This window comes from Fannyhessea vaginae DSM 15829, from assembly GCF_000159235.2.
GTDB lineage: Bacteria > Actinomycetota > Coriobacteriia > Coriobacteriales > Atopobiaceae > Fannyhessea > Fannyhessea vaginae.
On record NZ_ACGK02000001.1, the window covers coordinates 221215 to 243470 of the forward strand.

Sequence of the window (22256 nt, forward strand, 5' to 3'; positions counted from 1 at the left end):
GTGTACGCCCTGTTTGAGACGATTGGTGCGTGTGCCATTTGTTATGCACCATAAACGGCAGGTGTGCCAAGCGTTTGTAACGAAGGTAAAGCAGGTAAAATCGTATCATTTTGCCGCTCCTAACGCTTGTATGTTTAGACATCCTGCAAGAATTTTTCCTGCAATAGCAGCAGCTTTGTTATGTACGTCTTGTTCAGAGGATCCCTCTACACATACCGAGATCGCAATAGTTGGTTTGTCAAAGGGCGCAAAGCCAATGAACAAAGAGTTTGACACCTGAGGCGAAACTTCGGCAGTACCCGTTTTACCTGCAACCTTTACGCCTTTTATACGTGCGGGTTGACCTGTTCCTCGTTCTACAACATCGAGCATTGCTTCTTTAAGTTTGTCGGCTGTTTGCGCAGAAATTACCTGACCCAAAACCTTTGGTTGCGTTTTAGAAGTGCTGACGCCTTCTGAGGTGAGTAAATGATCAATTACGAATGGATTCATAACCACGCCGCCATTTGCAACAGCTGCAGCAATAACAGCATTTTGCATAACGGTAACTTGAGGACCAGCGGGGCTTGCGTGCATACCTACAGGCTGTCCGCATGCAGCCCAGGCGGTTTCCCATTCGGTCATTTCTGAAGGTTTGGGCATAAGCGAAGACGAAGTAGTAAAGTCTTGGCCTAAAGATGATCCAAAGCCAAAGCCTTGTGCATAATTGACCAGTTTAGAAGCGCCTACCTGTGTTCCCAGCTGACCAAATGCTGTATTCGCCGAAAATCTAAGCGCATCTTTAAGTGTTATTTGTCCAAAGTCTTGATTTTTGTCATTAGAGAGATCTCCGTTGCCAATCGTTATTTTTGCGGGCGCGGAAATTTTTGAATCAAGAGAAGAAATCCCTGAGTCAAGGGCAGCTGCAAGTGTAACAACTTTGAAGGTAGAACCAGGTGTGTACAGTGTTTGTGTGCTTCTATCAAGCAATTGACCTTTGGTGCTTGAGCTACTCATCACTTCGTCGAGATTGTCGGGGTTAAAGGTTGGATTGGAGGCTTTTGCAAGAATTGCTCCCGTGGTTGGATTAAGCGCAACAACAGAGCCAGTGTATCCTTCCAGTGCTTTCTCAGCCACTTTTTGCATTTGAGAGTTTATGGTAAGTACCGCCGATGATCCGGGCTTTGCAGCTCCTGCCAAAGATAAGAGCACATCGTTAAGTGACGTATAGTTGCCGTTGTTAATGAGTGTGTCGTTAAGACGCGCTTCTACACCCGACGTACCATATCGAACAGAGGCATATCCCAAGGTATGAGCCGCAAGCGATCCTTCAGGGTGTTTGCGCACATACGACTTTCCATCGTTTTGCTTAACGCTTTCTGCCAGCGTAACGCCATCGGAGCTGATGATGGATCCACGTTTTATATTTGATGTTTTTGCAATGGTATGGTTGTTGCCAGGCATCTTTTGGAATGTTTTTGCACTGATAACTTGTATGTTCGTAAGGTTTGCAATCAGAAGCGCAAAAAGGATACAAAACGCGGTAACCAGCTTTACGAGCCTATTTCCAAGTGCAACTCTTCCTAGTATACCCGATTCGGGCGTATCGATCTTAAAACCACCTCGTACGTGCGCGCCATGCAACACGGACGCATGAGATGAATTTTCGTCTTCTTGTAACAGTATTGAAGAACTTTGCTCGCAAACGTTAATATCGGTGCTTCTGCCCGTGCCTTCGTCGCCTGCTTTAAGCAAAAGCGCAACAATTATAAAGCTTGCCAGTAAAGAGCTTCCTCCTTGGCTAATAAAAGGCAAGGTTACGCCAGTAAGCGGTAAAAGTTTGGTAACGCCACCAACGATGATAAAAGCCTGTATAACAAGCGAGGCAGTAAGTCCAGTTGCGGCAAATGCGGCAATATCTGATTTTGCACGAGCTGCCGTTGCAAGGCCTCGTATTGCCAGTACAACATAGGCAAGTAAAACGGCTGAACTTCCTAACAAGCCCATTTCTTCGCCAATTGCCGAAAAAATAAAGTCTGAGGCAACTACTGGAATAAGCGTTGCAAGACCGCGTCCAATACCGCTTCCTATCAGACCACCATCTGCAAGTGAGTAGAGCGATTGCACTATTTGAAGGCCTTTGTTGCTAGGATCACTAAAAGGATTAAGCCAAATTTGTACGCGTGTTTGTACATGGCTGAACAGGTGATAACACAGAATTCCACCAAGTATCAACAGCACAAGCGAGATAATGACATAGCTTACTCTACCTGTGCAAACGTAGAGCATAACAACAAAGAACGCAAAGAACAACAGTGCGCTTCCTAAGTCGCGCTCAAAGATGACAATTAACAGCGAGAGTCCCCACATTACCAAAAGCGGTGCCAACATGCGTGGCTGCGGGATTTTAAAGCGTCCAATATGAAGAGCCGAAGCAGAAAGTAATTCTCTATTTTTTGCTAAGTAGAAGGACAAAAAGAGAACGATAAGCACCTTAGCAAGCTCGCCCGGCTGAAATGAAAACGCGCCAAAACTGAGCCAAAGTTTTGACCCACCGCGCTCTGTTCCTATAAGCATAGGAATAAGCAAGCACATAACTCCTGCTGCTCCCAGCGTAAATTTATACGAGGAGAGCTTTTCTATGCCGGGCACCACAGCCAATGTTACTACCAGCGCTACCACTCCTAAGAAGAGCCATAAAACCTGACTAATTGCCAGTTCGGGGGAAAGTCTGGTAACAAAAGCAATGCCTGTACCCGATAAGAAAAAGACAATGGGCAAAATAACGGGATCGGCACCTGGCGCATAGATTCGGACAGCAAGATGAGACACGGCAAAAGCCGCAAACAAACCGAGCGGAACCGACAAAGAAAATACGGATAGTTCTACATGTGCATTCATAATATAGAGTGCGTAAAGAAGTGTGGTTGGAATAGCTGCTGCTATCAACAGCCCCAGCTCCATGGTTCGTCTTGTGTTGGCGTTCTGGCTCATTTGTTCACCTCACTTGTTGTCGTGGAGGATTTAGAATTGGTATCTTGTGTAGACCCATTATCTGTTTGATCGTCTGCTTCGGGAGTTTTACTACCAGCAGAGGTTCCTTCCGAGGCGCGCTGCTCTGCTATAGCGGCCGCGCTTTTTTCGGCATCAATTTGATCACGATAATTTTCTACCACACTACGTGCTTCTTGTTCGCTTCCTACGCGAACTCCTCCTTCGAGGTCTTTTTGCGTGGTAAGCGGCAGGTCTTTTACTTCAACAGAGGTTGAACCCGACAGATGGGAGAGTTGTATGCCAAAAATACTATTATTTACCCCTTGATAAATTCCTACGGTTTTATCGTTTATGCCTAAATACCAAGATGTACTTACAACCATAAGGCCCATGATCAAACACATAATAAGTGATAAAAGTGCACACGCGCCAGCAAAGTACAGGCGCCTCATGTGCATATGTTTGCTTTTTTGCGGTGCGCCATCATCTTTAATGTCTACGACAACTACCGTTACATTATCTAGTCCTCCAGCCTCAAGAGCTGCAGCAACTAAATTATCTGCACAGGATTGAGGGTGCACAGCGCTAACCGCCAGCGACTCAATTTTTGCATCTTCTATCATAGACGAAAGACCGTCCGAACAGATAATAATACGGTCACCCGTGTTAATATCAAGCTTAAAGTGATCGGCATACATGTCGGGATCAGAGCCAAGGGCGCGCGTAATAATTGAGCGCGATGGATGAACACGCGCTTCATCGGCCGTAATTTCTCCTGCGTCTACCAGCTCTTCTACAAATGAATGGTCGTGCGTAAGGCGAACAAGCGAGCCGTTGTGTAAAAGATAAATGCGAGAATCGCCCACATGCGCAATAGCTATTTTGTTGTTTTCTATTAAGGCGCATGAAGCGGTACAGCCCATGCCTGGTTTTCCGTGTCCTTGCGCTGCCTGATTTATAATTTCGGTGTTTGCAGCCTCAACGCTTGCGCCCAATAAAACATCGTTCGCACAATGAGGCGCTTGCTTTCCAATTGTTTCGACCGCAATAAAACTTGCCACTTCACCTGCGGCGTGACCGCCCATGCCGTCACATACCGCAAAAAGGGGAGGTTGCACCAAAAATGAGTCTTCGTTATGCTCACGCACTAAACCAACGTCGGTACGCGCCCCCCACATAAGGCGTGCGTTGGTCCCAGTCCTAGAATCGGTACCTTCTCTATTTTCTACCGAAATTGATTCGTGGCCAGGGCTATTGGCAACTTTGACATGCGCAAGACGGGAAATTTTCTTTGCGTTTGCGCCAAAAAAATCCTCCAAATCTTTTCTTGATAAGGGAAAAGATTTCATCGGCGATTCACCTTCATGATAGTATCTCCAATTTGTATTTCATCGCCGTCGCGCAGTGCAACAGGTTCATCGATAGGGCAGCCATTAACAAGAGTGCCATTCGTTGAATGGAGATCTTCTAGTACCAATGCAGGGCCTTGCAGCGAAAAGCGCGCATGAGATGCCGAAACAAAGGGTTCGTCAATAACAATATCCGATGAAGGCGAGCGCCCAATAAGCACTGGTCCAAGCACGTCTATATGTAAGCCGCGCAGTTGTTTGCTGCCTTTCTCGCAATCAATATACCAAATCGCATCATCTGTTCTCTGTCGTCTCACAAGACCTATTCCTGTTTTCATAACTAAAAACAAAAATAGGTACAAGAACACGACCAATATGATTCGACCTGCAAATAATATGAGGTCAAACATGCTAGTTCTCCCTAAATTCTAAGTTCGTAAGCGCAAGCGTTATGATATCACCGTTGCGCAAAACGCAACTGTCTACCGTCATGTTGTTTACCTGCGTTCCATTGGTTGAGCCAAGATCTTGTATCAACCAATTTCTTCCGTTGTATGTTATTTGCGCGTGACGACGCGAAATATTTGAATCGCGTAACACAATTTGTGCGTGCGAGCGTTCGCGTCCAATAACGGTTTGCGGCGCAAAGACCTCGTACGTTTCGCCTGTCTGATGATTGATAAGCAGCGAGGTAGGAGTAGCTGTTTCGGCATAATTTTGCGCAGGTTGCGAGAACGAATCTCTTCTTTGCGTAGGAGCCATACCATCAGGAGCTGCAGGATAGGCGTTTTGTGCGTACCTATTGGAGTTTGCGTCGTCTGCTGTGCTTGCATGGCGACCCCAATTATCTGCGCGCACGTTAACTAAAGGCGTGTGCTGTACGTTTTGAGCTGCAGGCATAACGCTTACAGGAGGTGTGCTGATGGAAGCCGAGCCTATGGTAGCAAGGTTTGAAGGCAAAACGCTTAAACCAGCAGATAAATCGAGGTCTTGTCCGCCAATAAGCGGCGCAAAATCTCCAGCAGAAGTTTCATCGGGAATAGCAACCACACCTCGTTTGTACGAATTTTGCGGATTAGCAGCTGCAACTTCGTTTTGTCGAGGTGTTGGCTTATATGCAGACTTGCTTTGTGCGACGCGTGCTCCCTCATTGGACACACTAGACAGAGCGTTAGGCGAGCTTACGGGCGGCTGAGGAGTTGCTTGCTCAGAAAAACGAGCGTTTCGCTGACGAGCGCGTGGTGGATTAACCATTTTAACTTCACCGTGCAGCTGCTCTTGTGCAGCGCCACCAACGCCCAATGAACCCGAAAGGAACGCGTCTTCTTCGGCACGAAGGCGAGCAAGCGTGGACGCATCTATGTTTTCGGCAAAGACGGCAAATTTTCCGCTTTTAAGACCGGGGTCAACCATAAAGCGAATGAGTGGCTTACCTGTAAAAACATAGGATTTTGACTGTGCTTTTGCTTCGATAAAAGCAGAGATTTCGCTGATGAGCTTTACATACAATGATCGCATGGTAGCGTCATCGGTGGGGGAAACCAGTACGGTATAAAGAGCGGGAGCGGTGTTGATCCCGTCTATTTCAAATGTTTCTGCTTCCATTTCGCGAGCTGCGCGTTTAGCAAGCTTTTTTATCGAAAAAGGTGCGGTAAAGCCCTCGGTGGAGCTCCCGAATATGGTGTTCATTCTTTCTTCAAACGTTTTAATTAAGTTCATAGACATTCTCAATCTCCTCACCTGCAGGTTGTGAATCGTCTAACTTCATCACAATAAACATAAGGATACTTAAGCATAACGCAAGAGCGATTCGCGTGATATCCACAATTGAGTATATACCGCAACTCTCCATGTCAATAATGGTATGCGATGTAATAAACGCATAGAGCATAAGGGTGCTTGCAGCGATTTGAACGGTGTATCTAAGCCATGGGCTTTGGGTTTGTTGCAAAAGGTATGCGGCAAGAGCCGTGCTTGCCAGGCTGATACCAAGAGCTATAAGCGACGGTTGTTGTATAAGATGAAACAGGTACGCGCAAACCTGTTGAGGATTGGCCGCAGCCATGGTGGTCCAGCTTGTAAGATGAACGATGAGCCACAATGCAAAACAGTGTATACATGCAGGAAGTGGTTGCACATGAGAGGGAATAACCAGTGGAGCTATAAAGGGATTCTGGGTAGCAATTCCAATAAGCGCGCAGCTTGATACCCATGTATTTTTGCGCACGCATACGATGAGCCAAGCAAGGCTTAAGACAGCTAACACGATGGGGAGCAAGGCACCAATGCCTGTTAGAAATTGTGGATGTAATATAAGCGAAAATGCATATATAAGGCATATAATGCCTACTGCACTAAACGGTATAAAGGCTGATAAAACACCTATAACGCAAGCACTCGCCAAAAAAACTATCAAAGGAGTGCCGCCAAGACCTTGCGTAAAAAAGGAAATGCCTTCAAATGTACACGGCGCGCACAAATGAGCAAAAAACCGCACGATTCCTGCCAGAGAAATCCATACGCCACTTATTCCGCATACGGCATTAAGCACCTTTTTTGCATAGGGAAGCACATGAGGGTGGCGATACCCAAAAGGAAGTTTGTGCTTATCAAATTCTGCAGCGCCCTCGTCTGTTTCAAGAGCTTGTTGCACCAGTTGCGCAATAGAGCGCTTGCCTTCGTTTTCGTCGCCTAATACTTCACCAATTTGGTGTGAGAGATTTTCTACATGTGCACATCTCAGCGATGGATTTGCAGTAAGTGCCGCCTTTAAGCTTTGATCAACAAGAGTTTGACTTACAGGGGCAAGATCGCACGCGTAGTCGGAAAGTGACTTTTTAATTCCCTTTTCAATGAGCTTGCGCGATGCTTCTGCCGTGTTTGCCGCAAATGGACATGTGCCTGTAAGACACTGCCAGATTACGGTTGCAAGCGAGAAGATATCGCTTCGCTCGTCTACCAAATCTCCCGATATTTGCTCGCAAGACATATAGCCCACGGTTCCTCCGCGTGCATCGCCATATCCAGTTGCCGAAGCAAGAGAAGCCATACCAAAATCGCAGAGTTTAACGCAGCCGTTTTGATCAAACATGATGTTTGACGGCTTAATGTCTAGATGAAGCACTCGATTTTTATGCGCGCATGCCAGAGCCGAACAAAGCGCTCGACACACATAACTTGCCTCATCGCCCGTGAGCGTTCCACCTTCGACGCGTCCAAGCAACTCTTGCAGCGTAAGACCGTCGATATACTCCATAACAAGATAGGCATACATACTATCGGTTTCAAAGTCGTACATCGATACAATATTGGGATGTGAAAGCCTTGACGCAGCACGTGCTTCTTGCAGCGCTTCTTGCATGGTTGAACTTATGTGGTTATATGCGCCGTCTTGACTTGAAAAATCACCATATTCAGTGCCGCTAAAAAGCGGAATACGTTTAATCGCAACACGACGTTGAAGGCGTGTGTCCCACGAAATAAGAATATCGCCAAAGCCTCCCGTGGTGCATTCGTCCATAACGCGATAACGACCTTGTAAAACGCTATTTTGAATTTGTTGGTCGTATGAAGTTTCGTAAGCGTCAGCTCTTTGCGAAAAATCAGAATCCGCAGCAGTGCTCCCGTTATGAAATGCACGGGATTGCTGTGGCGAATAGGCAGGTGGCGTGTAATGATCGTTCCTCATAATGTGTCCTTTTGAACTTCGTTTTTGGTTGGCGTGACACATTGCTGCACATGTGATGTTATACTTTTTTCTTCAATACGCACATGCGTTATTGCATAAGTTTACCAAATTGGAGTAAAATTTCTACCCATGCGGGCGTGGCGGAATTGGCAGACGCGTATGCTTCAGGTGCATATGAGGGTTCCCTCGTGAAGGTTCAAGTCCTTTCGCCCGCACCACGATTTACTAACAAATCTCCTAGCTGTGCAATTACGTGGCAGCTTTACGGGTTCTACGACTTCGTGTTTTTTGCGCTCTACCTGTGTTTTACAGCCTCTATTTGTTGTCTTCTTCAAAATCGCTCCAACCACTTTCGTCATTAGAATCAAACAAATCCCAATCACCTTGTTGCTTTTTGTGGTTTTTAAAGCGCTGACGTGTTTTGATTTCAAGGAAAATAGAAATAAGGACAAAGAACACAATTCCGCCTAAAACAAGCACCAAAACGCCTTGTCGGCTTGCGAACAACCAGGTAAAAAAGTCATTTATTGCGTCCATATACATCCTTTCCCAAGGAGTGTGTAAATCTTTTATAGAACAAGTATATACTTTAGTGCGTATATATAGGTAATTATGCCTGAATGGCGTATAGTTAAACACATATTACGTACGAGTAGTTTAACAGTTTTTGTATAACAGTGCTTTGATGAGCAAAGCTGGTAACGCAAAAGGAGTAGCAATGCTTGATATCAGGTTTGTGAGAGAAAACCCCGACGTGGTAGATAAGTCGTGCGCATCGCGACAGAACGCACATTGGGATAGGGAACAATTTTTTGAACTTGATGAGTTACGCCGATCAACCATTGTAGAAGTTGAGCGTTTGCAAGCCGAGCGCAATAGTGCCTCAAAGCAAATTGGTAAGCTTATGCAAGAAGGCAAAAAAGACGAGGCGCAGGCTGCAAAAGAACAGGTTGCAGCTGGTAAAGCTCGCATTGCCGAGTTGGAAGAGCAGCGTGCGTCTGCCGAAAAGCAGCTTCATGATTTAGTGAGCGCTATCCCTAATATCCCTCATGAAAGCGTTCCTTATGGTAAAGACGACAGCGAAAACAAAGAAGTTCGCAAATGGGGAACTCCACGCTCCTTTGACTTTGATGCAAGAGCTCACTGGGATTTGGGTACGCAAACCCATATGATCGATTTTGATCGTGGTGTAAAGCTTGCAGGTTCGCGTTTTTATGTGCTTGGTGGTTATGGTGCGCAAATGGAGCGCGCGCTCATCAATTTCTTTATCGATATGCACAACGAGGCAGGCTTCAAAGAGTGGTGGCCTCCTGTATTAACCAACTATGATTCGCTCTTTGGAACAGGACAGCTCCCCAAGTTTGACGAAGACTTGTTTCATGTAAGCAACGACCTCTATCTTATTCCAACTGCCGAGGTTATGCTTACCAACCTGCATCGCGATGAAGTGCTTGACGCTTCACAGCTGCCACTCAAATACACTGCGTTTACGCCATGCTTTAGAGAAGAGGCTGGTTCTGCAGGTAGAGATACACGCGGTATCATTCGCGTTCATGAATTTGATAAAGTTGAAATGGTAAAGTTTGCAAAGCCTGAAGACTCCATGAATCAGCTTGAGTCTATGGTTGCTGAGGCCGAGAAGTGCTTGCAGGTATTAGGGCTTGCATATCGTGTTGTTTCGCTTTGCACGGGCGATATTGGTTTTTCTGCATGCAAGTGCTATGACCTTGAGGTTTGGCTTCCAAGCTACAACAATTACAAAGAAATTTCTTCGTGCTCAAATTGTTGGGATTTCCAAGCGCGTCGTGCAAATATAAAGTATCGTGATCCAAGTGAGTTTAAGGGTACGCGTTATGTTCACACGCTTAATGGCTCTGGTTTGGCGGTAGGAAGATGCATGGCGGCTATTATGGAAAATTATCAAAATGCCGACGGATCTATTAGTGTTCCTGAAGCTTTGCAGCCGTATATGAGAGGGTTAAAAACCATTCCCGCATGCTAATCGTGCTCGTTTGTGCGTGGATAAGTATAGAACATATGTTTGTTTTGTGTGATGGTGCTTCGGACAGTTTATGTGCTGTGCGGAGCACCTTTTTGTAACTTACATAATGAGTTAACATAAAAATGTAAATGTTGGTAATATTTGAGGAAACATTATGCGTCAAAATCCAACTCACATGATTAAATCCTTCACGGCTTGGCGCGGTCTTGCCGTTCTTTTTGTATGCCTTTATCACTGGTTTCCTCATACCGTTCAAGGCGGCTATCTAGGCGTCATTATTTTTCTTACCTTATCGGGATACCTTGTAACAGATTCTTTTTTGTCCGAATTGGAGACGCATAACAAGATTTCCATTGTAAGATTTTATGTGCGGCGCATTAAGCGACTCTATCCACCAATGATCTTGTTTATGCTGGTTGCTACCTTATGGGCAAACTTTTTAAGCCATGATTTGCTCTACAATTTCTCTGCAAGTGCATTTTCAACCCTGCTTGGCGTTAATAACTGGTGGCAGATTAGCCAAAATCTATCGTATTTTCAGCACTTTGCTCTACCCGATATGTTCACTCATATGTGGGCGTTAGCAGTTGAAATACAAATTTACTTGTTTTGGCCGTTTGTCGTGTGGGTCGTGGGCAAACTGGCTTCGCGCGCGCCTCGTCGTGCGCTGTTGAGAGTTTCCCTTATAGGTGCAGCAGTTTCTGCCGTATTGTTAGCCGTTATGTATCAGCTATCTATACATAATATTACGCGCGCTTACTATGGAAGTGATACACGCGTCTTTTCATTTTTGCTAGGGTCTGCGTTGGCGTGTCGTTTTAGCCGACAAACACTGGTTAATTGGTATCAGCGCGCTCGCACGTTAGACACATATAAAAGCCTATTGGCGTGCATTATTACAGTTTTGTGCATGATTTTTCTGGCTGGCGATACGTGGTTTGCGTATTATGGCGGAATGGTCTTGTTTAATGTAGTTCTTCTTGTGGCGATGGCAACGTCGGTTGATGAGTCTGGCCTTTCTGCGCGCCTGATTGGTAATCCCGTCCTTATGTATTTAGGCAAACGTAGCTATAGTCTTTATCTGTGGCAATATACCTTATGGGCATTTGGCAAAGCTGGTTTTAACCCTCCAGGAGTCTCTTATGGATCGGCAGTTATTATGCAAGCCGTTTTTCTGCTTATTTTGGCAGAGCTTACCTATCAGATAAGCGAAAAACACTTGATGGCTTTAGTTAACTGGTGCGCACCTTCTGCGTTGCATAAAAATCAAGCGCATAGTCGGGGAAAAATGCTTGTACTTTTGGCATTTTCGGCTCTTATCGCCTGCTTTGCGTGGACGTGCATACATGCGCCCGTTGGTGCGCCTGAAGACGTGCGCGAAATGCAAAGCCGTCTTGCTGATGATGACGACGAAAACGCGCGAACCACAACAAACGACACGCAGCAATCGGACGAGAATGCTTCGCAGCAGGAGGAAGAAGACGGTACTGCTGGTACGACGCCATATGAAAAACCTGACAACATAAATCAGTTTGATAAGGTTATTGCACAATATCCTGAACTTGGAATTACTAAAGAAGAGGCAACACTTGCGCACAACATTAAAATCTTTGCCGTGGGCGATTCGGTGCTTAAAATGTGTCGTAAACAATTGGGCAAAATTTTACCGAATATGACTATTGACGCAACGAATAGTCGTCAAATACCTGCAGGTTTAAATATTTTACGCGAGCTAAAACACTCGGATAATTTCCCAGATGTTGTGTATTTTGCACTAGGTACCAACGGCATAATTAACAACGATATGCTCGACACCCTTTCAACCGAATTTAGTGATACAGATATATACATCAGCACCGTTGTTTCAAACGACTCGTACGAGCACGATGTAAATGATTACATCACACAAGCTGTTAAACGCCACGATAATCTGCATCTTATTGATTGGCACCAATTTGCTAAGGGAAAAACCGAGTTGTTTTATAATGATGGGACACACCCTAATATAGGGGGATCCGAGGTGTATGCCCAATTTGTCGCTAAAAGTATTTTGCAGTCACAACAAGAAAAAAGCTCATCATAACGAAGAACATTGGAGTGCCCCGTGACCCCGCGTCTTGTAAAAGCAGGCTAAGCCACGCAGGTATATGCATGGGTGCATCATGTTTGTGCTTGATAAAATGAGGCGCTTAGCACTGTCTTATTTGAGGCACTATTCCTCAATTTTTGTTCGATTAATTGCACTGCGTATATTATGCAACGTTTGCGCTACGTTTTTATCATCAGATTTAAACATTACAGCACAAAAAAGCGTGTCCAAAATTACCAGTTGTGCAACGCGACTTGCAAGCGATTCGCTTCGGTATCCAGTTTCTTCTGAGGCTGAGATAAACACAACGTCGGCAAAACGTGTAATGGGCGTATTCAGGTAACTTGTAATAAAAATAATAGGGACACGATTTTCGCGTAGTATTTCAGCAATCTGAAGTGTTGTTCTAGATAGACCTGAATGACTAATAATAATGGCAACATCTTGCGCGCCTAAAAGTGAGGCTTGCATAATTTGAATGTGCTCGTCTATTGCGTTTTGACAATGCAGCGGTGATCGCAGGAATTTATGATAGGCGTCTGCAGCCACAATGTTTGATCCACCGCAGCCAAAAAATGTAAGCGTGTGCGCGTTGTTAATGAGACTCAGTGCACGCTTGAGATTGTCTTCATTAAGCAATGCCAGCGTGTTATGTAAAGAGGTTACACTTGAATGAAAAATGGTGGCAGCAATAGTTGCAAGAGAATCACGTGTTGTTATGTGCTCATGAACCGAAACCTCGGGGTCGTAGGCTTCGGTTAAGAGATCGTTTCTAAAATCACGGAACCCTTTATAGCCCATCTTTTGCGCAAACTTAAATATTGTTGAATCGGCAACCCCAAGTTTATCTGCCAATTCATGAATCGTCATATACGAAGTCTCTCGCACATGCTGAAGAATAAATTGTGCAATAGCCTGTTCTTTTTCTGCACATGAGGGAAGTAGCGACTTTATTTTTGCGGTAACCGAGATTCTTTTCATGCGATACTCTTTCTTTAACCTTTCCTTTTTGTTTGGGTATGTTTTATGCGTGATTTGTCGTCCTTTGCCGTTGAGCTTATACTATGCAGCTCCGCGGTCTTTTCATAAAACCCAAACTAACCATAGTGTAGCAATAGTGTAGCGTGTAGCGTGATAGAAGATTTTAATCGACCGTTGAGCTTTCGCAAATGACCGTTTAAGAAAAAATATTTCCTAAATAGGGGTATAATAAGAAAAAATAATTATAGTGTAGATAGATGCTGATTATGCTAAAACGCGTAATCACGCGCACACACTTGTAAGTAAGATACCCTGTTGGTGGGTGCTAACTTGTAAGTTTAGAATGGTTGGCAAAGTGTACGAATAACCTTTGCTACAGGTAAAAGGAGGCAATAAGCGTGGCTTGTTTTGTAGGTGTATACGGAATGGGCGTTATGGGTCAAAGCCTTGCGCTTAACATCTCTCACCATCACTATACCCTTGCAGTTTATAATCGTGATGGGGATAAAACGCGTGAATTTATGCAGAATAAAGTGCAAGAAACCGATCAAATTACTCCTTCATATTCGCTTAAAGATTTTGTTGCCGCACTTGAGCGACCAAGAAAAATCATCCTTATGGTTAAGGCGGGCACGGTGGTTGATCTTGTGACCGATGGCTTGTTGTCCTATCTTGAAGAGGGCGACATCGTTATAGACGCTGGTAATTCTTTCTATAAAGATACCGAGCGTCGTATGAAACACTATGCAGAAAAAGGTATTAAGTTCTTTGGTATGGGTGTTTCTGGTGGCGAGAAGGGTGCACTTTTAGGGCCGTCTATTATGCCCTCGGGTAACAGAGATGTATTTAATGACCACCTTAAACAGCTGCTTAAAGATATTGCTGCACATACCACGACAGGTGATTCGTGTTGCGACTATATTGGAAAAGGTGGAAGCGGCCATTATGTAAAGATGGTTCACAATGGTATTGAGTATGGCGACATGCAAATTATTAATGAAGCATACTTTATGCTTAAAAATGCATGTGGTTTTTCAAATGCTCAAATAGCAGACGTTTTTGAAGATTGGAATCGTGGTCGCCTGCAATCGTATCTTGTTGAGATTACGTCTAAAATTTTGCGCGTTAAAGATCCTTGCGGCACCGGTGAGCTTGTTGATGCAATTTTGGACGAAGCAGGACAAAAGGGCACAGGTATGTGGACGGCAATGGATGCTTTGGAGAAGCATCAATGCGTTCCAACTATGTGTGAAGCTGTGTTTGCGCGCAATTTATCGGCTCAAAAAGATGAGCGTGTATACGCCGCGCGCGAGTTTGGCAAGCAAGCTGAGGGTCAAAATCTTTCGCCAAAGATACTGCAAGAAGAAATCAGCACTTTTGTCACCGATCTTGAACAGGCGGTTTATGCTTCAAAGATTATGTCGTATGCACAAGGTTTTTCTTTACTGCAAGCAGCGTCAGATACCTATCAGTGGAATCTTGACCTGGGCAACATTGCGCTTTTATGGCGTGAAGGTTGCATTATTCGTGCGGTATTTCTTGAGCGTATTAAGCGCGCGTATGATGAAGGTAAAGTTGTTAATCTTATGTTGACCGATGAGTTTAAAGACGAAATCAAATCTTCTGTTGCTGCATGGAGACGCGTGGTGATTGCAGGTATTGCTGCAGGATTATATGTCCCTACCATTGCAAATTCGCTGCTTTATTTTGATGGCTACACCTCGGAAAAGCTCCCAGCAAATCTTTGCCAAGCTCAGCGCGATTGGTTTGGCGCTCATACATTTAAGCGTGTTGACAAGCCGCGTGATGAGTCGTTCCATCACATTTGGGAGCAGATGTAGGGCTTATTTCTGCGCTGAAAGTAGCCTTGTGGTTTTGCATGATCAGTTGTAAGAGTTTACGTGCATTTTGATATGCTAAGCGTGTTATACGCTTAGCATATCTCGTTTTATAAGTCGTACTATTCTATAAACAATACTATGAGGCGCCACTCTTTTTTCTCGTGTGATTATCAATATTATCTTCCGCAATACGACTACCTATATTTACTTGAATAACTTCGATACCCGCTTGCTCAATATCAGCAATGGATTGTGCGTCTGCAAATTCATCGGTTACGAGCACATCTATGGTTTTTGATGCTGCCACAAAAAAGTTTGAATCACGAAAGATTTTGCGATGATCGGCAACAACAATAACTTTTCCTTTGGTGTGCTCAATCATTAAACGATTAACGTTAGTTTCACCTGCGTTGCTTGTGGTTATGCCGTTTTTTAAGCTAAATCCCGAGCAGCCAATAATGGCAACATCGGCAATCACTCGTTTTACGGCAATTTCGGCAACTTCTCCCGTGAGAGCTTCTTTTGGCAGACGAAGCTCGCCGCCGGTAATAATAACGGTTGACGCTGGGTTAAGTGAGTCTTTGTGAATTTGTTCGTGGATACGTAGATTGTTAGTTACCACGCTTACTCGTTTGGTTTGCAAATAGTCGAGCGCATAAAGTGCGGTTGAACTGGTGTTAATAAAAACCGTGTCTTTATTACGCACAAAATTTGCCGCCATTTTGCCTATAGAGATTTTTATCTTCTCGATGCTGGTGTTTGTTGGTTTGGCGTCTTTAAAGCGATAGTGCTCACTCAACGTAGCATAGCCGTGCTTATGAACTAACACTCCCATTTTTTGAAGTGCCGCCAAGTCGCGGCGCATGGTCATGGCAGATACACAACAATGATCTGCAAGAGCGCTTACCGAAATTGTGTGGTCAGGTGCTTGGTGAAGCGTTTCTTCTATAACAGCACGTCGCGCGTTAATGAGTTTAGAGGAGTTTTTCATGAGCATCGCCATCCTTACGTCTGCATATATCGCTGTACTAACTATGGTTTTTTAGACGTAATTTATTTTGTAGTGGTTAAACGTTCAAGACCTGCATTTGAGCGATTTATACCCTATATTATGAGCGAAAAAGATTCATAAACAACAAATAGTGTGAATAAAAACATCATATAAGGGTCAAACACTCATAAAAACACATTGTCTGCATATTTAAACGTTCATATAATTAAGCTAATTTCATCAAGAGAAAGGAATACATATGAGTGCTATCGATGAGATTACGAGAGATTCGTGGCTCAATAAGACGTTTCCCGAATGGGGAACGTGGCTTACCGAGGAGATAGCTCAGGCTAAAGTTCCAGAAAAAACACTGTCTATGTGGTGGTTAGGCAACATGGGCATTTGGATCAAATCAGATCACGGCACCAATGTTGTCATTGATATGTGGAACCAAACAGGAAAACAAACCATTGGCTCTGGTCATATGAAAAAAGGTCATCAAATGATGCGCATGAGCGGTGTGCGCAACTTACAACCCAATCGTCGTAATCAACCGTTTGTTATTGATCCATTTGCAGTTCGTGATATCGATGTTTTATGCGTAACACACTCACATTCAGACCATCTTGATCAAACAACCGCTGCTGTTGTAACACGTAATTGTCCTAACGCTACCTTTGTAGGCCCACAAGACGTTGCCGACAAATGGATTGCATGGGGCGTTCCTGCAGAACGCATTGTTGTTCTTCATCCAAATGAAAGCGTTAAAGTAAAAGATGTTGAGGTAAAGGCTCTTGAGTCGTTTGACCGCACCATGTTGCTTACCGTAGACGATCCTAATGAGTCTCTTAAAGGCAAACCTGTTCGTGATATGAACCAGCTTGCTCTTAACTACCTTGTTAAAACTGACGGCGGTAACGTTTACCACGCAGGTGACTCTCACTACTCCAATATGTATGTAAAGCACGGTAAAGAAAACAAGATTGATATTGCCTGTGTTGCATATGGCGAGAACCCAATTGGTATTACCGATAAATTAACCTCCTCTGATGTTCTTAAAGTTGGAGAAGCTCTTCAGACTAAGGTTATTATTCCTACGCACTACGACATTTGGACCAACTTTATGGCCGATCCTAAAGAAATTCTTATGCTTTGGAAATATCGTAAGGATCGTATGCAATACAAATTTAAGCCATTTGTATGGCAAGTTGGCGGTCGCTATGACTATCCTGGCGACACCGATCACATGGAGTACATGTATGACCGCGGTTTCCACGATGCGTTTGATTATGAGACTGATCTTCCTTATGACGCATTCTTATAAGATGAGCCGTACTGTGAACTTCAACCGGATGTGAGTGTGAAATGCTTAAATATTTTTATGATAACAATCTTGTTTACTACGCCGAAAAACAGCCTCAAGACTGGAAAGAAGCTATTCGTATGAGCTGCAAGCCTTTGCTTGACAACCATATGATCGAGCCAGCCTATGTTGATACTATCGTTCAAAACGTTGTAGACAACGGTCCTTATATTGTTATAGTTCCAGGCATTGCAATGCCTCACGCGCTTGCAACTGCTCCAGGAGTTTTGGGAACAGGAATCGCATTTACTAAGTTTGAAGCTCCTGTTACGTTTTATGATCCCGCCACAAAAGAGGAGCCGCAGGCACAATTATTCTTTACGCTTGCTGCAAAAGATTCTGATGAACATCTTAAAAACATTCAGCGTCTTATGGATCTTTTGATGGACGAAGAAAAGGTTGAGCAACTTAAAGCTACTCATTCTTTAGAAGACTACAAAAAGCTTTTGTAGTTTAAACATTGGTGGTAATTGCACAAATGGTGCAAAGGAGTATATACGTCGTTTAAGACAAAGGAGGCACAATGGATATTCCAGGAATTTTATTAGCATGTTGGTCGTTCTTTGCTAAAAATATTCTTACTCAACCGCAGTTTATGATTGGTTTTATCGTACTGATCGGTTATGTCCTGCTTAAAAAGCCCTGGTATGAATGCTTGGCAGGCTTTTTAAAGGCAACATGTGGATACTTGATTTTGTGCGTAGGTTCAGGCGGCTTGGTCAAAAACTTCCGTCCTATTTTGGTTGGTTTGAGAGACCGCTTTAATTTAAGCGCAATGGTTATCGATCCATACTTTGGTCAAAATGCAGTAACTGCAGGTGTTGAAGAAACATTTGGTCGTATGTTCGGCGACGTTATGTTGCTTTTGTTATTCGCATTTATTATCAACATCATTGTTGTTCGCTTTAACAAACTTACTAAACTTCGTGCTATCTTTACCACAGGTCACGTACAAGTTCAGCAAGCATCTACTGCGTTCTGGATTATTTTGTTCTGCTATCCATTTATGGGTCGCTGGGAAATCTTGGCAATCATGTCAGTTATCTTGGGTCTGTACTGGGCTGTAGGTTCAAACCTTACCATTGGTATTTGCCAAGACTTAACTGATGGTGGTGGCTTTGCTGTTGCTCACCAGCAGATGTTTGGTTTAACGTTCTTTGCTAAAGTTGCAGAACTCTTTAAGCCTAAAGATGGAAAAGAGCCTAAGCGTATGGAAGATGTTGAGCTTCCTGGTTGGCTTTCAATCTTCAACGAGAACATGGTTTCAACTTCTATTTTGATGCTTTTGTTCTTTGGTATTATTTTGGCTGTTTTAGGCAAGGATTACCTTGTTGCGCTTAAAGCGCTTAAACCTGAAGATGACTTCTTCTTCTACATTCTTCAAACAAGTTTGTACTTTGCTGTTTATCTGGCAATCTTACAACTTGGTGTTCGTACCTTCGTGGGAGAGCTTACCGAGAGCTTCCAAGGTATCTCTAATACCATTCTTCCAGGTGCAGTTCCTGGTATCGATATTGCAGCAACCTTTGCTTTTGGTTCGCCAAACGCTGCAACCATCGGCTTCTTGGCTGGTGCTGTAGGACAATTTATTACCATTGCCCTTCTTATTATTTGCCAGTCACCAACTATTGTTATCGCAGGCTTTATTCCAGTCTTCTTTGATAACGCTGCTATTGGTGTATTTGCTAATAACCGTGGTGGTTACAAGGCCGCGCTTGTTCTGCCTTTCATTTCTGGTGTTGTTCAAGTTTTGGGTTCAGCACTGTTTGCAAGCTGGATTGGTTTGGCTGCATACGGTGGATACCTTGGTATGCTCGACTGGGCAACGGTATGGCCAGTTGCAACCCTTGTTATGAAATACCTTCCATTCGTTGGTATCGCAATTGTTATCGTTGTTCTGCTTGCTATTCCACAGCTTCAATACCGTGCTAACCCCAAGGGTTACTTTATGCAGGTAGAGGATTACGAAAAATACAAAGCAGAATTCAAAAAGGCATAAGCTTTAGCGTCTTTACTTTGTATGTGTTGATTTAAGTGCGTGCTCATAGGGTGTTTGTTGAGCACCTGAGCACGCGCTTTTGTTTGAATTGCGTTTGATACGCGCACTGTTTATTTTAGGAGGACATCATGCGTGTTTTGGTTTCTTGTGCTAATGGTTCTGGAACTTCTTTAATGCTTTTGCAAACGGCTACTAAGGCTCTTACCGCTTTAGGATACAAGGTTACCGCAAGCAATCACACCTCTATTGCCGAGGGTAAAAGCACCGCTAAAAGTTACGACGTTGTTTTCACACCACTTAACTTTGTAAACATGTTTGACGACGCTGCTAAACAAGGCGTTACCGTTATTGGTGTTCGCAATGTTATGAGCGTTCCCGAGTGCAAACAGCGCATCGAAGAGAGCGATCTTAAGAGCAAAAATCTTTAAACACCAAGAAAATTAAGAAATCTCAAAAGGAGTAAATTATGGCATTACCTATGCTTCAGATAGCTTGCGATCATAATGATTTACCAAGCGCATTGGCAGACATTAAAGCAGTTGGAGACGTAGTAGACATTTTGGAAGTAGGAACCATCCTTATTCTTCAAGAGGGTCAAAAAGCTATCAAATGCTTTAGATCAATGTATCCTAACAAACTGATTGTTGCTGATCCTAAATGTGCTGACGCAGGTGGAACTGTTGCTAAAAATGTTCACGACGGTGGTGCCAACTTTATGACATGCATTTGTTGTGCAACACTTCCTACCATGGCTGCAGCCGCTAAAGAGGTTGACGCTGTTCAGGTAGAACTGTATGGTGACTGGACATTTGAGCAGGCACAAGGCTGGCTTGATACGGGAATTGAGCAGGCAGTATACCACCAAAGCCGCGATGCTTTACTTGCTGGTCAAACTTGGGGCGAAAAAGACCTTACCAAGATTAAAAAACTTTGTGACATGGGCTTTAAGGTATCGGTAACTGGTGGTTTGAATGTCAACACACTTGAGCTGTTCCGCGGCATTCCTGTATACACCTTTATTGCAGGCCGTGGTATTACGCAGGCTCCAGATCCTCGTCAGGCTGCTGTAGACTTCCAAAACAAGATTAAAGAAATTTGGGGCTAATAACCCATACGCTCATAATGAGTCATGAAGAGATTGGACGTGCAATATGGCACATTTAGGCATTTATGAGAAGGCTTTGCCTAAGAATGTTTCTTGGAAAGATCGTCTTTTACTTGCAAAAAAACTTGGCTTTAATTTTGTAGAAATGTCAGTAGACGAGACTGACGAGCGTTTGGCTCGACTTGATTGGACAAAGCAAGAGCGCAAAGAGCTTATCGATGCTGAATACGAAGTTGGCCTTAAGGTTTATTCCATGTGTTTAAGTGGTCATCGTCGTTTTCCGTTTGGTTCAAGCGATCCTGATACGCGTAGCCATGGTTTACAGATTATGAAAAAAGCCATAGACTTGGCCTCTGATTTGGGTATACGTAATATTCAGCTTGCTGGATATGATGTGTACTATGAGCCAAAGACGCTTACATCGCGTGCTTACTTTATGGAAAACCTGCAAAAGGCTGTTGCAATGGCTGCCGAAAAGCAAGTGATGCTTTCGATCGAAATTATGGACGATCCGTTCATTAATTCGGTTACCAAGTTCAATAAAATTAAAAAGCAGATACATTCTCCGTGGTTGCAGGTATACCCCGACCTTGGAAATTTGAACGCGTGGCCTGAAAACGATGTTGAAGCCGAACTTGAATTAGGTATCGATGAAATCGCAGCTCTTCACGTAAAAGATACGCTTAATGTAACCGATACCTTTAAGGGCAAATTCAAAAACGTTCCCTTTGGTGAGGGTCAAGTAGACTTTTTGGGCTGCTTTAAGACCTTAAAGCGCCTGGGATATAACGGAACCTTTATGCTTGAGATGTGGAGCGAAACCTCCGATGATCCCGAGGCTGAAATCAAGAAAGCACTTGCCTATACTTTGCCGATTTTCAAGGAGGCAGGCTATGAGTTTTAATAGCGAAGAGTTGCTTCATTGTCGCGAAGTTGAAGCTATGTGCGAGCGCGTTTGCGCGGCAAATTGTCGCTTGCCAGAGCTGGGATTAGTTACGCTTACCTGGGGAAATGTTGCTGAGGTTAATCGCGATTTAGGCGTTATTGTCATTAAACCTAGTGGTGTACCTTACGAAACTATGAAGCCTTCCGATATGGTGGTAACCACATTGGACGGCAATGTTTTGGGCGAGCACAGCCTTCGTCCTTCGTCTGATTTACCAACAGACGTTGTACTCTTTAGAGAGTTTCCTCAAATCAACGCTATTACGCACACACATAGCGTTCAAGGCGCTGCATGGGCGCAGGCAGGGCGTGATGTGCCGGTATATGGAACAACGCATGCAGATAATTTTTACGGCCCTATTCCGTGCACGCGCGATTTAACTCAACAAGAGGTTGAAGAAGCGTACGAAGAAAACACGGGCAAGGTCATTGTAGAAACCTTTAGGACTCGTAATATCGATCCTGTTGCTACACCAGGCGTTCTTGTGCGTAATCATGGAACATTTTCATGGGGAAACACTCCTATGAAATCTGTTGAGGTGGGTAAGGTTATCGAAACCGTTTGTGATATGGCTGAGCGCACCGAAGATCTTATGGGTCGCGTGCGTCCAAGTGCAGGTGAGCAACCTTTTGAGCCGATTCCTCAGTATTATCTTGATAAGCACTATTTTAGAAAACACGGTGCTCATGCATATTACGGACAACCTGGCGACGCTCATTAGTACCTTGTGCATTGTAGGTTGTTCTGCTAGTTTTTCACTGCAATATTGTGGTAGTTGAGGATATGCAAATAAAAGGTGCCAGAGTGTTTTGGCACCTTTTATTATGAATAAATCTATTATGAATGGATTGTGTAAATCGATAAAAACCGCGCAACTTTCAACTAGTAAAACGTTTTATCACTTAGAGTTAGATGTGTAAAAAAGTATA

The 22256-nt window shown here is 43.9% G+C and carries 18 protein-coding genes and 1 tRNA gene; 11 read left to right on the plus strand and 8 right to left on the minus strand.

The window, feature by feature from the left end; translation table 11 throughout:
• Nucleotides 1–105 precede the first annotated feature (105 nt).
• The 5 genes from HMPREF0091_RS00925 to HMPREF0091_RS00945 are packed head-to-tail and all read right to left on the minus strand — an operon-like array spanning nt 106 to nt 8010.
• Nucleotides 106–2973 carry an FtsW/RodA/SpoVE family cell cycle protein gene (locus tag HMPREF0091_RS00925; RefSeq protein ID WP_006302288.1) on the minus strand — a complete coding sequence of 956 codons (2868 nt, stop codon included), beginning with the start codon at nt 2971–2973 and terminating at the stop codon, nt 106–108.
• Complete coding sequence (locus tag HMPREF0091_RS00930; RefSeq protein ID WP_006302289.1) at nt 2970–4322, minus strand: Stp1/IreP family PP2C-type Ser/Thr phosphatase; 1353 nt, start codon at nt 4320–4322, stop codon at nt 2970–2972. The genes HMPREF0091_RS00925 and HMPREF0091_RS00930 overlap by 4 nt, the downstream gene beginning before the upstream one ends.
• On the minus strand, nt 4319–4732 hold the full coding sequence (locus HMPREF0091_RS00935) for an FHA domain-containing protein (protein ID WP_006302290.1): 414 nt from the start codon (nt 4730–4732) through the stop codon (nt 4319–4321). The genes HMPREF0091_RS00930 and HMPREF0091_RS00935 overlap by 4 nt, the downstream gene beginning before the upstream one ends.
• Nucleotide 4733: 1 nt before the next feature.
• Nucleotides 4734–6041, minus strand: a complete 1308-nt coding sequence (locus HMPREF0091_RS06280) for an FhaA domain-containing protein (RefSeq protein WP_006302291.1) — start codon at nt 6039–6041, stop codon at nt 4734–4736.
• A complete protein-coding gene (locus HMPREF0091_RS00945) occupies nt 6028–8010 on the minus strand; it encodes a serine/threonine-protein kinase (RefSeq protein WP_006302292.1) in 1983 nt (660 codons plus the stop codon). Before HMPREF0091_RS00945 ends, HMPREF0091_RS06280 begins: the two co-directional genes overlap by 14 nt.
• Before the next feature lie 131 nt (nt 8011–8141).
• On the opposite strand from HMPREF0091_RS00945, the gene HMPREF0091_RS00950 reads away from it, so the two are divergent.
• A tRNA-Leu gene (locus tag HMPREF0091_RS00950) sits at nt 8142–8228 on the plus strand.
• Nucleotides 8229–8325: 97 nt separating this feature from the next.
• Here HMPREF0091_RS00950 and HMPREF0091_RS00955 read toward each other — a convergent pair.
• Nucleotides 8326–8547, minus strand: coding sequence for a DUF6724 family protein (locus HMPREF0091_RS00955; protein WP_029575180.1), 222 nt, complete (start codon nt 8545–8547; stop codon nt 8326–8328).
• Nucleotides 8548–8728: 181 nt separating this feature from the next.
• Between HMPREF0091_RS00955 and serS the strand changes: the two genes are divergently transcribed.
• Both serS and HMPREF0091_RS00965 read left to right on the plus strand, forming a co-directional pair.
• Nucleotides 8729–10012: a serine--tRNA ligase gene (gene serS, locus HMPREF0091_RS00960; RefSeq protein ID WP_006302294.1), complete on the plus strand. Its 1284-nt coding sequence runs from the start codon at nt 8729–8731 to the stop codon at nt 10010–10012.
• A gap of 154 nt (nt 10013–10166) precedes the next feature.
• The gene (locus tag HMPREF0091_RS00965; protein WP_006302295.1) at nt 10167–12095 is read left to right on the plus strand and encodes an acyltransferase family protein; all 1929 of its coding nucleotides are present in this window, start codon (nt 10167–10169) and stop codon (nt 12093–12095) included.
• 129 nt (nt 12096–12224) lie between these two features.
• Here the strand turns inward: HMPREF0091_RS00965 and HMPREF0091_RS00970 are convergent, their stop codons facing one another.
• On the minus strand, nt 12225–13082 hold the full coding sequence (locus HMPREF0091_RS00970; RefSeq protein WP_006302296.1) for a MurR/RpiR family transcriptional regulator: 858 nt from the start codon (nt 13080–13082) through the stop codon (nt 12225–12227).
• Between the two features lie 398 nt (nt 13083–13480).
• Between HMPREF0091_RS00970 and gnd the strand changes: the two genes are divergently transcribed.
• Entirely contained in the window at nt 13481–14923 is a 1443-nt protein-coding gene (gnd, locus tag HMPREF0091_RS00975) for a decarboxylating NADP(+)-dependent phosphogluconate dehydrogenase (protein WP_006302297.1), read from the plus strand.
• Between the two features lie 136 nt (nt 14924–15059).
• Here the strand turns inward: gnd and HMPREF0091_RS00980 are convergent, their stop codons facing one another.
• A complete protein-coding gene (locus HMPREF0091_RS00980; RefSeq protein WP_010241892.1) occupies nt 15060–15914 on the minus strand; it encodes a DeoR/GlpR family DNA-binding transcription regulator in 855 nt (284 codons plus the stop codon).
• Nucleotides 15915–16173: 259 nt separating this feature from the next.
• On the opposite strand from HMPREF0091_RS00980, the gene ulaG reads away from it, so the two are divergent.
• From ulaG to araD, 7 genes are all read left to right on the plus strand, one after another.
• The gene (gene ulaG, locus HMPREF0091_RS00985) at nt 16174–17238 is read left to right on the plus strand and encodes an L-ascorbate 6-phosphate lactonase (protein ID WP_006302299.1); all 1065 of its coding nucleotides are present in this window, start codon (nt 16174–16176) and stop codon (nt 17236–17238) included.
• A gap of 41 nt (nt 17239–17279) precedes the next feature.
• Complete coding sequence (locus tag HMPREF0091_RS00990; protein ID WP_006302300.1) at nt 17280–17729, plus strand: PTS sugar transporter subunit IIA; 450 nt, start codon at nt 17280–17282, stop codon at nt 17727–17729.
• A gap of 71 nt (nt 17730–17800) precedes the next feature.
• Nucleotides 17801–19276, plus strand: a complete 1476-nt coding sequence (locus tag HMPREF0091_RS00995) for a PTS ascorbate transporter subunit IIC (RefSeq protein WP_006302301.1) — start codon at nt 17801–17803, stop codon at nt 19274–19276.
• Nucleotides 19277–19404: 128 nt separating this feature from the next.
• Nucleotides 19405–19704: a PTS sugar transporter subunit IIB gene (locus tag HMPREF0091_RS01000; protein WP_006302303.1), complete on the plus strand. Its 300-nt coding sequence runs from the start codon at nt 19405–19407 to the stop codon at nt 19702–19704.
• Between the two features lie 38 nt (nt 19705–19742).
• On the plus strand, nt 19743–20381 hold the full coding sequence (locus tag HMPREF0091_RS01005; RefSeq protein ID WP_006302304.1) for a 3-keto-L-gulonate-6-phosphate decarboxylase UlaD: 639 nt from the start codon (nt 19743–19745) through the stop codon (nt 20379–20381).
• 46 nt (nt 20382–20427) lie between these two features.
• Nucleotides 20428–21285, plus strand: a complete 858-nt coding sequence (locus HMPREF0091_RS01010) for an L-ribulose-5-phosphate 3-epimerase (protein WP_006302305.1) — start codon at nt 20428–20430, stop codon at nt 21283–21285.
• The gene (gene araD / locus HMPREF0091_RS01015; protein ID WP_006302306.1) at nt 21275–22048 is read left to right on the plus strand and encodes an L-ribulose-5-phosphate 4-epimerase AraD; all 774 of its coding nucleotides are present in this window, start codon (nt 21275–21277) and stop codon (nt 22046–22048) included. The genes HMPREF0091_RS01010 and araD overlap by 11 nt, the downstream gene beginning before the upstream one ends.
• Nucleotides 22049–22256 lie beyond the last annotated feature (208 nt).

What these genes read in the sequence shown, in the direction of transcription:
- HMPREF0091_RS00925 (WP_006302288.1), bottom strand. Translation starts at nt 2,973, where the DNA reads ATGAGCCAGAACGCCAACACAAGACGAACCATGGAGCTGGGGCTGTTG.
- HMPREF0091_RS00930 (WP_006302289.1), bottom strand. Translation starts at nt 4,322, where the DNA reads ATGAAATCTTTTCCCTTATCAAGAAAAGATTTGGAGGATTTTTTTGGC.
- HMPREF0091_RS00935 (WP_006302290.1), bottom strand. Translation starts at nt 4,732, where the DNA reads ATGTTTGACCTCATATTATTTGCAGGTCGAATCATATTGGTCGTGTTC.
- HMPREF0091_RS06280 (WP_006302291.1), bottom strand. Translation starts at nt 6,041, where the DNA reads ATGAACTTAATTAAAACGTTTGAAGAAAGAATGAACACCATATTCGGG.
- HMPREF0091_RS00945 (WP_006302292.1), bottom strand. Translation starts at nt 8,010, where the DNA reads ATGAGGAACGATCATTACACGCCACCTGCCTATTCGCCACAGCAATCC.
- HMPREF0091_RS00955 (WP_029575180.1), bottom strand. Translation starts at nt 8,547, where the DNA reads ATGGACGCAATAAATGACTTTTTTACCTGGTTGTTCGCAAGCCGACAA.
- serS (WP_006302294.1), top strand. Translation starts at nt 8,729, where the DNA reads ATGCTTGATATCAGGTTTGTGAGAGAAAACCCCGACGTGGTAGATAAG.
- HMPREF0091_RS00965 (WP_006302295.1), top strand. Translation starts at nt 10,167, where the DNA reads ATGCGTCAAAATCCAACTCACATGATTAAATCCTTCACGGCTTGGCGC.
- HMPREF0091_RS00970 (WP_006302296.1), bottom strand. Translation starts at nt 13,082, where the DNA reads ATGAAAAGAATCTCGGTTACCGCAAAAATAAAGTCGCTACTTCCCTCA.
- HMPREF0091_RS00980 (WP_010241892.1), bottom strand. Translation starts at nt 15,914, where the DNA reads ATGAAAAACTCCTCTAAACTCATTAACGCGCGACGTGCTGTTATAGAA.
- ulaG (WP_006302299.1), top strand. Translation starts at nt 16,174, where the DNA reads ATGAGTGCTATCGATGAGATTACGAGAGATTCGTGGCTCAATAAGACG.
- HMPREF0091_RS00990 (WP_006302300.1), top strand. Translation starts at nt 17,280, where the DNA reads ATGCTTAAATATTTTTATGATAACAATCTTGTTTACTACGCCGAAAAA.
- HMPREF0091_RS00995 (WP_006302301.1), top strand. Translation starts at nt 17,801, where the DNA reads ATGGATATTCCAGGAATTTTATTAGCATGTTGGTCGTTCTTTGCTAAA.
- HMPREF0091_RS01000 (WP_006302303.1), top strand. Translation starts at nt 19,405, where the DNA reads ATGCGTGTTTTGGTTTCTTGTGCTAATGGTTCTGGAACTTCTTTAATG.
- HMPREF0091_RS01005 (WP_006302304.1), top strand. Translation starts at nt 19,743, where the DNA reads ATGGCATTACCTATGCTTCAGATAGCTTGCGATCATAATGATTTACCA.
- HMPREF0091_RS01010 (WP_006302305.1), top strand. Translation starts at nt 20,428, where the DNA reads ATGGCACATTTAGGCATTTATGAGAAGGCTTTGCCTAAGAATGTTTCT.
- araD (WP_006302306.1), top strand. Translation starts at nt 21,275, where the DNA reads ATGAGTTTTAATAGCGAAGAGTTGCTTCATTGTCGCGAAGTTGAAGCT.